The sequence below is a fragment of the Pseudomonas sp. BN515 genome (genome assembly GCF_029873155.1).
Taxonomy (GTDB): Bacteria; Pseudomonadota; Gammaproteobacteria; order Pseudomonadales; family Pseudomonadaceae; genus Metapseudomonas.
Genome location: NZ_SSOH01000079.1, coordinates 53,360 through 66,114 on the forward strand (window position 1 = coordinate 53,360; position 12,755 = coordinate 66,114).

A 12,755-nucleotide genomic window follows, 5' to 3' on the forward strand; every position below is an offset into this window, starting at 1 on the left:
TGGCCGGTGGCCCAGCGGCGGTGCGCGCGGCGCACCCTAGGGCCAGATCGAGTTCCAAGGTGGTCGTGTGGGAGCGATTTCAATCGCGAATAAATTCGCTCCCACAGGTGCATGCTGGGGTGACCGGTGACCCGTAGGGTGGGCTTCAGCCCACGCAGGTACCGGCTCAGCGGTGTTCGTGCCAGATCTGCGTCGAGGCTTGCAGCTGCGTCTTCACCCAGTTGCTGAAGGCTTGTACAGCCGGACGGTCGGCCTTCTGTGGGTCGGCCACCAGGTAGTAGCCGCGATGGGAATCTATGGCGATCTCGAACGGGCGGACCAGCAGGCCACGGGCCAGGGCGTCGCCACTGATCAGGTTATCGCCCATGCCGACGCCCTGGGCGGCAATACAGGCGGACTGCGCGCAGTGGGCATCGGAGAAGATGATGCCGGTGCCGGCGTCCACGCCTGACGCGCCGGCGGCGGCAAGCCAGACCCGCCAGTCGCTGTAGTCGCTCATGTGCAGCAGCGGGAATCCGGCCAATTCCTGCGGGTTTTTGAGGCCGCCCATGGCGTTGATCAGACGCGGGCTGCACACCGGGAAGAAGCGCAGGGCGACGATCTGCTCCACCGCCATGTTGGGCCAGTCGCCGATGCCATAGGCGACGAAGAGGTCGACGTTGGCGTTGCTGACATCATCCGGCGTGCGCGGCGAGATCAGCTGCAGTTGCACCTGCGGGTATTCGCGCAGGAAACCGCCGATGTGGTGGCACAACCAATAGGTGGCGAAGCCGGGGTTGCAGCTCACGCTCAGGCGTCCGGAGATTTCCTGGTCATCCAGGCGCCGGCTAGCTTCTTCCAGGTTGGAAAGGATGCGGTGCACTTCGCGGGCATAGCGCTCGCCCCGATAGGTGAGGCCGATGCCCCGCCCGATGCGCTCGGTCAGTGGGAATCCGAGGCTTTCCTCCAGGCTGCTGATCTGGTGGCTGATGGCGCTGCGGGTCAGGTTGAGCTCATGGGCGGCGGCGGACACGCTGCCCAGGCGGGCGACGGCGTCCAGGGCGCGCAGCGCGGTCATCGAGGGGAAGCGCATGGAGGGCTCCGGCGAGTATGAGGTGAAAATATCTAAACATTAGTGGCGAAATAAATCGATTGTTGTATTGCTCCACTCAACAATACTAAGGCCAGCCCGCCGCTGGCCGACCTGCGCGGACGGGCCTTGTCACCCCATCAAGGAATCCCTTTCATGCACGAGCCCAAGCAATTCGCCCTGGACTGGGTGGAGCAGCAGCACAAGAACCTGTCGGACTGGCACCAGGTGATCTGGCATTACGCCGAACCCGCGTTCCGTGAGTACAAGTCCTGTGCCTGGTACGTGGAGCTGCTGCGCAAGGAAGGGTTCGACGTGGAGGAGGGCAGCGGTGGCATGCCCACGGCCTTCTGCGCCACTTTCAAGAATGGCGAAGGTCCGGTCGTGGCCACCTACGGCGAATACGACGCGGTGCCCGGCAACTGCCAGGCGGCGGCGACCCGCAAGATGCCGCGTGAAGGCCTTTCGCGCTTCGCTCCCGGTCATACCGACCCGCATTCGGCACTGGGCATCAGCGCCCTCGGTGGTTTGCTGGCGGCCAAGGCAGCGATGCTCGAACACGGTATCCAGGGCACCCTGAAATTCTTCGGCGAGCCGGCGGAGAAGCTGCGCGCCTCCAAGCCGGTGCACGCGGCCAAGGGGTATTACGACGACCTCGATGCGGCCATCAGCTTCCACCCCACCTACATGCTGCCGCTGAACAACACCACCACCTGGGATACCCACTGCGGTATCGCCTACGCCTACATCTACACCTTCACCTGCGATGAACCGCAGAACTGGATCGCCTCGGACAAATACAGCCCGATCCCGCAGAACCACCTGGCTGCCCGCGCGCCGGGGGCCAACGATGCGCTGGTGCATTTCTACACCCTGAACGAAAGCCTGCGCCGCTCCACACTGCCGTTCACCGGCCTGTGGAGCTATAACGAGGCCATCCTCACTGCCGGCCAGGCGACTGCCGACAACCTGCCGCCGCACATTTCGCAGATCCAGTACCTGTTGCGCTGCGATTCCATCGAGCAGGCCGAGACCATCGCCCAGGTGATGGACAACAACGCCGCGGCCGCCGCCCTGGCCACCGGCTGCCAATGGAAGAAGACCTGGGTGTGCAAGTCCCGTGGTGGCTTGCCCAACCACGTGATGGCGCAGGCTACCTACGACAACCTGGCCCTGGTCGGCGCGCCGCGCTGGGGCTTTGAGGCCATCGAAATCGCCCAGGAAATCCAGGCCAACCTGGGCCTGGAGCCGATGGAGAAACCCTTCCTGCCGGCCACCGAAGAACTGATCGAGCCGCAGGAGTGCGAACGCCAGATGCGCCTGCAGATGCCGGCCTGGCAGAAGCACCTGACCTCCGACGACTACCCGGAATACACCTGGCACTGCCCGACCGTGCGCCTGCTGGTGGCGCGGCCGATGCTCTCGGCGCCGGCTGGCTACACCTATCCGGACTGGGTCGCCAACGCCCTGGGCGGCATTCGCCAAGCCATCGATCCGATGATCCAGGTGGCGGCCAAGACCATCGCCGCGACCCTGGTGGACCTGCTGACCCGTCCCGACCTGCTGGCTGCCGCCCGCGCCGAGTTCGTCGAGCGCACCGGCGGCGGCATCGGTGGCAGCCTCTGGCAGGCGCCGCTGCTGCCGAAGGACTTCCAGGCACCTCATCGCTACCGCTGGCCGGAGTACATCCGCACCGTGCGCGGTGAGGAATGGTGGATTCCGGCTCGCGACGACGAATGAGCCCGAGGCGGGCTGCCCGGCCCGCTTTCCCAACCTTTCCAGCGATTCACGACTGACTCTGCCAAGACGGGCGGCAAGCCCGCGATCAATTCGAAGAAGGTGTCACTGCCATGGGTAACTCCACCGACTACCGCTCCAGCAACGTCCCCGGCCCGTCCGGCGCCGCCGACCTGGTGCTGACCAACGGCCGCATCTACACCGTGGATGCTGCCAACCCCTGGGCCGAAGCCGTGGCCATTCGCGGCGGGCGCTTTGTTGCAGTCGGTGGCAACGGAGCAGTGGAGGGCCTGATCGGTCCCCGTACCCGCGTGCTGGACCTGAAGGGGCGCTTCGCCATGCCGGGCCTCTACGACATGCACACGCACCCGGACCTGAAGCTGGCCCCTGGCTACGCGGGCTACCTGGAGGTGGGCGTGGAAGACCCGACGCCGGAGCAGGTCCGGCAGGCCATCCTCGACTATGCCGCCGCCCATCCCGGCGATGGCTGGGTCTACGGCCAGTACTTCGTGCGCTACACCTTCAAGCAGGCTGGCCTGGTACCGGACCGCTACTGGCTGGACAGCGTCCTGCCGGACCGTCCGGTGGCCATCCTCGACCGCTCCTGGGGCTGCATGATGGTCAACTCCCGTGCGCTGGAGCTGGCTGGCATCGATGCCGACACCATGGACCCGCGCCACGGCTACATCGAACGCGACAGCGTCACCGGCGAGCCCACCGGCATCCTGGTGGACGGCGCCTATGCGCTGATGCACGCGGCCATGCCGCCGACCCCGCAGCACGCGCTGAAGCGCGCCTACCGCGAGGGCGTGTGGTTCCAGAGCGGCCACGGCGTGGTGGGCACCAAGTACGTGCACGTCTGCGAACACCGCCTGAACGCACTGAAGTCCATCGACCAGGCCGGCGAACTCTCGGTACGGGTGGAAGCCGCCATCAGTTGGCAGGACGACATCTTCCCGGTGAAGCGCCGCTGGGAACTGCTGGCCGGCGAGCGGCACTACTACCGCAGCGCCCGCCTCAACGCCAACGCGGTGAAGTTCCACTTCGACGGAACCCACGAATCCCGTTCGTCCTACCTGTCCAGCGCCTGGCCGGGTGAGGCCAGCTGGCGCGGTCACCTCAACCTGACTCCCGAGCACATCACCGACATGGTGGTGGACATGGACCGCAGGGGCATCCGTGTGATCGCCCATTGCACCGGCGATGGCGCCTCCGACCTGTTCCTCGATGCCGTGGCCGAGGCCCGCCGTCGCAACGGCTACAGCGGCGTGCGCCACCAGTGCGCCCACAGCACCACGCTGCTGGATGGCAACCTGCCGCGCTTCGCCGAACTGAACGTCACCGCCGAATTCTCCCCGGTGGGCTGGTTCCCGTCGTCCTTCGCCTATGCCCGCGCCGTCTTCGGCGAGGACCGCATGCAGCGCGCCTACAACTTCAAGGGCGTACTGGAGCACGGCGGTGTGGCGGTGATGGGCACCGACTGGCCGGTGTCCAGCATCAACCCCTGGATCGGTTTCGAGGCGATGGTCACCCGCGAGAACCCCTTCGGCGACGAGGAAGGCTGCTTCTACGGCAACCCCATCAGCCTGGAGCAGGCCATCCGCGTGATGACCCTCAATGGCGCCTGGTGCATGGGTATCGAGGACAAGGCCGGTTCCATCGAAGTCGGCAAGTCCGCTGACCTCATCGTGCTCGACCGCAACCTCTTCGACGTGGCGCCCAAGGGCAACATCCACGACACCCAGGTGCAGCTGACCCTGCTGGAAGGCGAGGTGACCTGGGACCGCCATGGCGAGTTCGACGGCACCGAGCATGCCGCCGTCTGGCAGGGCGAACTGCCGAACTTCTGATCCAGCCACCAGGAAACATGCCCATGAGCAGACTCGCCCCCATTCCCGTGACCCTGGTGTCGGGCTTTCTCGGCGCCGGCAAGACCACCTTGCTGAACCGCATCCTCAACAGCGACCACGGCCTGCGCATGGCGGTGATGGTCAATGACTTCGGCGCCATCAATATCGACAGCCAATTGATCGTCAGCCAGACCCAGACCACGGTGAGCCTGGCCAACGGTTGCATCTGCTGCACCGTCGAGAGCGACCTGATCGAACAGCTCGGCCGCCTGCTGGATGATCGCGCCAATCGACCCGAGTACATCGTGATCGAGGCGAGCGGGGTGTCGAATCCGGCGAAGATCGCCAACACCCTGCGCTATCCGCAATTCCGCGACGCGCTGGCCATCGACAGCATCCTCACGGTGGTGGATGCCGAGCAGTTCGAGCAGCTGGATGGGGAGATGGCGCAGCTGGCGATGGAACAGCTGGATGTGGCGGACATCATCGTGCTGAACAAGGTGGATCGGGTTGGCCGCGACCAGCTCGATGCCCTCAAGGCACGCTGGCTCTATCCCAACGCGCGGTTGCTGGAGTGCGAATACGGCGAGGTTCCGCTGGAACTGGTGCTGGGCGTCGGTCGCTTCAAGTCCGGCTGGAGCTTGCGGCCGGCGACCATGGCGGCGGCGCCGGCGGTAGTGTCGGTGAAGGAGGAAGATCATTCGGCGATCTTCGAGACCTGGAGCTTTTCCAGTGAGCGTCCGCTATCCCTGAAAGCCCTGCGCCAGGCGCTGGCGACCCTGCCAGCCGATATCTACCGCGCCAAGGGTGTTTGCCAGATAGCTGAAGCAGTGGGTAAGCGCTGCATCCTGCATCTGGTGGGCAGTCGCAGCGAGATCAGGCCGGAGGAGGGTTGGGATGGCCGAACGCCGCAGACCGAACTGATCTTCATCGGCCGGCGCGGGACCATCGATGCGGCCAAGATGCAAGCGACATTCGAGAAGTGCGTGGCCTGAGGCTTTGTTGTGGGGGCGAACCTCCGGTCCGCTTAGCGATTGAAATCGCCCCCACAGGCAGATCGGTTCTTTGTTCCGCAAAAAGAAGAAGGCGCCACAAGTGGCGCCTTCTGCCTTTCGAGGGATTGCATACATCGTGATTGCCTGCCTCTGAAAGGTGCTCCGGGATCAACTGATGCGGCTGGCGCCAGTGCGGTCAGCACCACCTTCAGCGACACGGAAGCCAGTACGGTCGGAGCCACCTTCGGCGATGCGGTTGGCACCGGTACGGTCGGAGCCATCTTCGGCGACACGGTTGGCACCGGTACGGTCGGAGCCACTTTCGGCGACACGGTTGGCGCCAGTGCGGTCGGCACCACCTTCAGCGACACGATTGGCACCGGTGCGGTCGGAGCCACCTTCAGCGACACGGTTGGCACCGGTGCGGTCGGAGCCACCTTCAGCGACACGGTTGGCACCGGTGCGGTCGGAGCCACCTTCGGCGACACGGTTGGCGCCAGTGCGGTCGGAGCCACCTTCGGCGACACGGTTGGCGCCAGTACGGTCGGAGCCACTTTCGGCGACACGGTTGGCGCCAGTGCGGTCGGAGCCACCTTCGGCGATGCGCTGGGCACCGGTACGGTCAGCGCCGCTTTCGGCTACGCGGTAGATGCTGGTGCGATCGGAGCCACCCTCAGCGACGGACAGTGCGAAAGCGGAAGCGGACAGGCTGGCGATGAACAGGCTGGCAAGGATTTGCTTTTTCATTTTCGGGCACCTCGGTGAGGGTTGAAATTCGTCTACGGGGCCCATGTTACTGATGTGATTTCGATGAAGAAGTGATGCTGCGTGATGGTTACCATCGACGTCAGTGATAGTTATATGCGTTCCAATAAAAACAACGAGTTAAGTGGTTGTTTTTAACGCTGTTACGCCGCCTGGAAAGGCTTTTTCCTGAAATCGGAACAATCTAATTGTTCGATGTTAAGGCCGAATCGCTCCCAGGCAGAGGCTGGAAATTGGCCTGGATGGCCCATTCCAGAGCGGCTACTGGCCTGTTTCAGGGGAGGAGGGAGGGGAACTCAGCTGCAAGCCGGAGCGAATGCACTCGCTCCGGCCTGCCAATGGCGATGTCGCTGGAAATCAGCGCTTGCCCATGGAGCGGCGGGAGCCACGGGGCGGCGGATGCAGGCGCGAACCGCGATCATGCCCCTTCAGGGTCTGGTAGTAAGGGATGTTCGGCTTCTTCGGCTTGGCGGGCGCGTCCGGAGTGGCCGCGGTTTCCTGGGGCTGGGCTTCGGCCTGGTCGAGGTCTTCGCTGTTCATGGTGCTTCTGCTCTGTGCGGGCTTGGCCCGCTAGCGGGCCGGAGGCGCGCATCATACACCAACTGCCCGCAGGCCGGCCCCTGGGCGGGCCCGCGGGCATCGGTTCAACTGGGCTGCTCCACCTGCCATCCGGTGAGCTGGACGCGAGGGTCCACGTGGTTGATCGCGGCCAGGATGTGCTCGGGGTCGGTCAGTGCCGGCGACATGGTCCAGCGGCCGATGGGCTCGTTGCCGATCCGCACCATGCCGGTATGGGTGAGCTGGTTGCCATCCACCAGCGGGTCCACGTCATAGAAGCCCAGGGCATAGCGCAGGTCGAGAATGTCCTGCGGATCGCCGGTGAGGTATTCCCAGCCGGGGCCGATATCGAACTTGTCGACGTACTCCAGCAGGTGGCGGGGCTGGTCCAGTTCCGGTTGCAGGGTGATGGAGTACATGAAGATGTCCCTTCCCACGCGCTCGCCGAGCATCCGCTGCACCTTGCGCAGGTTGGCGGTGGCGGTCGGGCAATTGCGGCCGCAGCTTGCGTACATCATGTTCAGGACTACTACCTTGCCGCGCAGCAGGTCGTCGTAGAAGCGGACCTTCCTGCCCAGATGGGTGAGGAGCGTGGGGTTGGGGAACCTGTCATCGCCCTGGTGAACGTTCGGCCGGCGTTCCGCGGCGGCGCCCAGCGAACCCAGGGCGGCCAGCCCCAGTACGCCGGCACCGAGGCCGCCGATCAGGTTTCTGCGTGTATTCATGGCATACCTCCGGCCGGCGTCATTCGACGTCGAAGCGCAGCATCATCGCGTGGTCTTCGTGGATCAGGTTGTGGCAGTGCATCACGTACTTGCCGATGTAGTCGCGGAAGCGAATGAGCACGCGCACGGTTTCGGCCTCGTTGATCACGTACACGTCCTTGCGCCCCTGTTCATGGGCGGGGATGGGGATCGAAACGCCATTCTTGATGCGCGCGAGGATGCGGCCTTCCTCCAGGTGGATGTGGATGGGGTGCGACCAGCCGTTGTCGATGTTCATCAGCTCCCAGATTTCGTAGCGCCCCTTGGGCACCTTGAAGCGCGGGGCGTTGACGTTCACGAACTGGCCATTGATGGCCCACATGTTGTTGGAGCGCTCGAAAACGAAGCGGCGCACCGGCGCGCTCGCGACCACCGCCGGATCTATCGGGGGCAGCGGACGCAGGTTGGCCGGCACCTGGCTGAGGTCCTGGGCACTGGGCCAACGGTCCACCACTATCTTCAGCACGCGCACACCGGGGTCCTTGATGTCCTTGGGCCGACGGGTTTCCTCCTGGCGCATGCGGTTGACCAGGTAGAGCGTGGTGCCCACCAGGTACTTGGAGAAATCCACCACTATGTCGGCGCGTTCGGCCATCCCGATGGTCACGCTCTGCTGGTTGAGCAGGGGCTTGGGCAGCAGGTTTCCGTCGTTGCCGATATAGGTGAAGTTCTGCCGCACGTTGTTGGGATTCACCAGCGCGAGGTTGTAGAACCGGCCCGGTCCCCCGTTGAGCAGACGGAAGCGATAGCGCCGCGCGGCGACCTTCAGCACCGGCTCGATAATGCCGTTGACCAGCACCTTGTCACCCAGCACGCCCTCGGGGTTGATCTCGTCATAGAAGAGCTTGCCGGCGGCGTCGAAGCGGCGATCGTTGAACACCAGCGGGTAGTCGTAGGGATGACTCGGCAAGCGCAGCGCACTCGGGTTCGAGTCGGCTTCGTTGCCGGAGTCCAGGTGGTCGTAGAGCAGGTAGAAACCCACCAGTCCGCGATAGAGGTTGGGTGATGTGAAGTCCAGTGTGTGGTCATGGTAGAAAAGCGTGCCCAGGGCCTCGCGATAGTCGCCGACGTTGTTCTGCAGGTCCTCGAATCCGGCGTAGACGTTGGGATACAGATGGTCCTTGAAGCGGCCCGGAGCGGTCAGGTTGGGGCCGGCCTTGGTCCTGCTGTAGTAGTCGCCGGGGAAGCCGTCGCTCTCCGAGCCATCATGCAGGTTGTGCAAGTGGGTGGAGATTTCTGGTGTGCCGAAGCCGGTGTGATTGGCCGGAAGATCGTTGTGGATGCGGCAGATCATCGGCTGGCCATAGTGGGTCATGACCGTGGCGCTGAATTCGTTGGCCGGTGTGTTGGCGGCGCGGTAGCTCCAGGTCTTCTGCTGCGGGTAAGCCGGGTTGAATACCCAGTTGTGTTCCTTTGCCCGCAGCTCGTAGTACTCGGCATTGGGGCGGAACTGGGCCCAGCGCTGGTGGCGGCCGCGTCCGGCCTCGCCGCCTGCCACATTCGCCTGTTCGGTGGGCGCCGGGGACAGATAGGCGACACTGTCAGCGGGCGTTATCTGTGTGGGCAGCTCCATCACCCAGGGCGTGGTGGGCGGGCTCGGGGGCAATATCGGCACCGCGGCCTGGCTGGCCGGAGCGCGTAGCAGCGCAGGCGTGGCCACGGCGGCGGCCGAAAGCTTGAGGAAGCTCCGGCGCGCGGTATCTACCTGCCTGTCTTTCTTGTTCTTGGCGGTTCGAGGGTTTTTGCCTTTCATGGACGTACTCCACCTCCCCACAGCGAACTCGCGCCAACGTCCTGCCCCGGATGCAGTGCTCCAGGGCTCGTTGTCCCCATACGTTCACGCGAAGGTGCAGGCCGCCAGTCGTTGGCTCGCGCGGCCAAAGCGCCAATAAGTCGACTAAAGACTTCTCACTTAGCGAGTGCAATTGGTGAAAAGCCAAAAAAATGCCGAGAGTGCTGGCCAGTTGCTTCTGGCTCTAGGCGCGGCGCTGAGTGTTTCCGGATGTGTCACGAAGACGGGCGGCAGGGAAAGGAGGGCAGGCGGTAGAGCGGTTGGAGCGGGGTGGGGGCGGCCGGGAAGATGGGGAATCCGGCCGCCTCCGGGAAATCACTTGTACTTGTCGTGGAACAGGGCGATCTGCTTCACCGGCTTCGGCTCTTCCTTGGTCAGGACATAGACCACGCGCTGGCCGTCCGGGCCACCGCCGATGTCGACGTAGCTGAAGGTGGGTTCGCCGATGCGATACATGTCCATCATGTCGCCGTAACGGCTGAACACGTAGATGATGCCTTCTTCGTCGCGCAGCTCGCCGTAGAAGGGCTGTGCCGGCGGCATGCTGATGTCGAGGAAGCGCTGGGCGGACAGGGTCTTCACGTCCTTGCCCTGGTCAGCGGACTTGAGCACCAGGACGATATCGCGGCCGAAGCCGTCTTTCTTGCCGACGCTGTGCTTGACCGGTGTGGTGCCGCTCTTCACGTACTCGCGGTAGGTGGCGTAGTCGTCGAAGACGAAGAGTTCTTTCTCGGTGCGGATCTGGTACCAGTCTTCGTTGTCCAGGGCTACCGGCTTGGCGGGAGCCGGGGCCTGCATGGCGCAGCCACCGAGAATGGCGGCCAGCAGCGCGGCGGCCAGGGGCTTGATCAGGTTCTTCTTGTGGTTCATCGGAGGTCCTCCCCAGGAAAGTTGAGCAGAGAATCTGCCTGCGACTGATGACCGGCTGATGACGGGATTGTGTCGTTGAGATGAAAAGGGGAAGGCTTTTTATTTCAGTTAGTTAGAAGCACTTCTTCACGTTGGCTGATTCCCGCGACTGCCCGGTAGGGTGCGCCGCGCGCACCGAAGCAGCTGCACGGTTACACGGTCCTCCCAGACAAAGAAAAGGGTGAAGACTTGCGTCTTCACCCTGCAAGGCCCCGCCGGGGCGGGGCAGTCGAGGGGACTCTGTATCAGCCGCGGTAGTAACGCTGCGGCACGAAGGGGGTCTTGGCGACTTTCATGGCCACGCGCTTGCCGCGTACCAGGGCCCAGACCTCGCTGTCCAGGGCGGCGTGGCTGGCGCTCACGTAACCCATGGCCACCGGCGCACCCAGGCTGGGGCCGAAGCCGCCGCTGGAGACGCGGCCAATCACCGTGCCCTCGGCATCGACTATCTCGGCGCCTTCGCGGACCGGCACACGCTCCAGCGGCAGCAGGCCGACACGCTTGCTCGGCACGCCGTCGCGCTGCTGGGCGAAGACCTGGCCGGCGCCGGGGAAGTTGCCGGCACGCAGGCCATCGGCGCGGCGGGCCTTGGAGATGGCCCAGCCGAGGCTGGCCTCCACCGGGGTGGTGGCGGTGCTCATGTCGTGGCCATAGAGGCACAGGCCGGCTTCCAGGCGCAGCGAGTCGCGCGCGCCGAGACCGATCGGCTGGACTTCCGGCTGCTCCAGCAGGGCACGAGCCAACGCATCGGCATGCTCGACCGGAACGGAAATCTCGTAGCCGTCCTCGCCGGTGTAGCCGGAGCGGCTGACATAGCAGGCCACACCTTGCAGGTTCACGCTGGCGAATTGCATGAAGGTCATTGCCTGCACTTCCGGGGCGAGGCGGCCGAGCACTGCGGCGGCGGCCGGGCCTTGCAGCGCGAGCAGGGCACGGGACTCGAACAGCGACTCGATTTCGCACTGCTCGCCGAGGTGCTTGCGCAGGTGCGCCAGGTCCTGGTCCTTGCAGGCGGCGTTGACCACCAGGAACAGGGTGTCGTCCGCCAGGCGGGCGACCATCAGGTCGTCGAGGATGCCGCCGTTTTCGTCGGTGAACATGGCATAGCGCTGGGTGCCCAGCGGCAGGTCGAGGATGTCCACCGGCACCAGGCTTTCCAGGGCACGGGCGGCGTTCTCGCCCCGCAGGAGGACCTGGCCCATGTGCGAGACGTCGAACAGGCCGGCCTGCTCGCGGGTGTGCAGGTGCTCCTTGAGCACGCCGAGCGGGTACTGCACCGGCATGTCGTAGCCGGCGAAGGGCACCATGCGGGCGCCGAGTTCGAGGTGCAGGGCGTGCAGCGGGGTTTTGGCGAGGGTTTCGGTAGTCACGCGGAATCTCCAGTAGGGTGCGCCATGCGCACCGATGAACGTCTGTGGTGCGCACGGCGCACCCTACGGACGGTGGTTCAGCATTCGATGATGTTCACGGCGAGGCCGCCGCGGGCGGTTTCCTTGTATTTGCTCTTCATGTCGGCGCCGGTCTGGCGCATGGTGCGGATCACCTTGTCGAGCGAGATGAAGTGCTGGCCGTCGCCGCGCAGGGCCATGCGTGCGGCGTTGATGGCCTTCACCGAGCCCATCGCGTTGCGCTCGATGCAGGGCACCTGGACCAGGCCGCCGACCGGGTCGCAGGTCAGCCCGAGGTTGTGTTCCATGCCGATCTCGGCGGCGTTCTCGACCTGCTGCGGGGTGCCGCCGAGGACTTCGCAGAGGGCGCCGGCGGCCATCGAACAGGCCACGCCGACCTCGCCCTGGCAGCCGACTTCGGCACCGGAGATCGAGGCGTTTTCCTTGTAGAGGATGCCGATGGCGGCGGCGGTGAGCAGGAAGCGCTCGACGCCGTCGTTATTGGCGCCGGGCACGAAGCGGCTGTAGTAGTGCAGCACTGCCGGGACGATGCCCGCCGCGCCGTTGGTGGGCGCGGTGACCACGCGGCCGCCGGTGGCGTTTTCCTCGTTCACCGCGAGGGCGTAGAGGTTGACCCAGTCGAGCACCGACAGGCTGTCGCGCAGGTTGGCTTCCGGCTGCTCGCTGAGCTGGCGGTACAGTGCGGCGGCGCGGCGCTTGACCTTGAGTCCGCCGGGCATGATGCCTTCCTTGCGGCAACCGGCCTTCACGCAGTCCTGCATCACCTGCCAGATCTTCATCAGTCCGGCGCTGGTGTCTTCGGGGGTGCGCCAGGCCTTCTCGTTCTCACGCATCAGACCGCTGATGGACAAGCCGCTGGCGGTGCAGTGGGCAAGCATCTCCTTGCCAGTCTTGAACGGGTAGGGCA

The 12,755-nt window shown here is 64.9% G+C and carries 11 protein-coding genes; 3 read left to right on the forward strand and 8 right to left on the reverse strand.

The window, feature by feature from the left end:
• Window positions 1-166: 166 nt before the first annotated feature.
• Window positions 167-1,072 (reverse strand): LysR substrate-binding domain-containing protein, encoded by a 906-nt coding sequence (locus tag E8E91_RS22030; RefSeq protein ID WP_280378810.1) that lies wholly within the window; start codon window positions 1,070-1,072, stop codon window positions 167-169.
• 153 nt (window positions 1,073-1,225) lie between these two features.
• On the opposite strand from E8E91_RS22030, the gene E8E91_RS22035 reads away from it, so the two are divergent.
• The 3 genes from E8E91_RS22035 (at window position 1,226) to E8E91_RS22045 (ending at window position 5,651) form a co-directional block, all read left to right on the forward strand.
• Window positions 1,226-2,809, forward strand: coding sequence for an amidohydrolase (locus tag E8E91_RS22035; RefSeq protein WP_280378812.1), 1,584 nt, complete (start codon window positions 1,226-1,228; stop codon window positions 2,807-2,809).
• Window positions 2,810-2,919: 110 nt separating this feature from the next.
• Window positions 2,920-4,656 carry an amidohydrolase gene (locus E8E91_RS22040; RefSeq protein ID WP_280378814.1) on the forward strand — a complete coding sequence of 579 codons (1,737 nt, stop codon included), beginning with the start codon at window positions 2,920-2,922 and terminating at the stop codon, window positions 4,654-4,656.
• Window positions 4,657-4,679: 23 nt separating this feature from the next.
• The gene (locus tag E8E91_RS22045; protein WP_280378816.1) at window positions 4,680-5,651 is read left to right on the forward strand and encodes a GTP-binding protein; all 972 of its coding nucleotides are present in this window, start codon (window positions 4,680-4,682) and stop codon (window positions 5,649-5,651) included.
• A gap of 168 nt (window positions 5,652-5,819) precedes the next feature.
• On the opposite strand, the gene E8E91_RS22050 is transcribed toward E8E91_RS22045, so the two are convergent.
• The 7 genes from E8E91_RS22050 to E8E91_RS22080 form a co-directional block, all read right to left on the reverse strand.
• Entirely contained in the window at window positions 5,820-6,398 is a 579-nt protein-coding gene (locus tag E8E91_RS22050; RefSeq protein ID WP_280378818.1) for a hypothetical protein, read from the reverse strand.
• A gap of 375 nt (window positions 6,399-6,773) precedes the next feature.
• On the reverse strand, window positions 6,774-6,956 hold the full coding sequence (locus E8E91_RS22055; RefSeq protein ID WP_280378819.1) for a hypothetical protein: 183 nt from the start codon (window positions 6,954-6,956) through the stop codon (window positions 6,774-6,776).
• 104 nt (window positions 6,957-7,060) lie between these two features.
• On the reverse strand, window positions 7,061-7,699 hold the full coding sequence (locus E8E91_RS22060) for an SCO family protein (protein WP_280378821.1): 639 nt from the start codon (window positions 7,697-7,699) through the stop codon (window positions 7,061-7,063).
• A gap of 19 nt (window positions 7,700-7,718) precedes the next feature.
• On the reverse strand, window positions 7,719-9,491 hold the full coding sequence (locus E8E91_RS22065; protein WP_280378823.1) for a multicopper oxidase domain-containing protein: 1,773 nt from the start codon (window positions 9,489-9,491) through the stop codon (window positions 7,719-7,721).
• Between the two features lie 354 nt (window positions 9,492-9,845).
• Entirely contained in the window at window positions 9,846-10,400 is a 555-nt protein-coding gene (locus tag E8E91_RS22070) for a hypothetical protein (RefSeq protein ID WP_280378825.1), read from the reverse strand.
• Between the two features lie 284 nt (window positions 10,401-10,684).
• Entirely contained in the window at window positions 10,685-11,809 is a 1,125-nt protein-coding gene (gene gcvT, locus E8E91_RS22075) for a glycine cleavage system aminomethyltransferase GcvT (RefSeq protein WP_280376169.1), read from the reverse strand.
• 77 nt (window positions 11,810-11,886) lie between these two features.
• Window positions 11,887-12,755: L-serine ammonia-lyase (locus E8E91_RS22080; RefSeq protein ID WP_280376168.1), on the reverse strand; the 869-nt coding region annotated here is incomplete at its 5' end.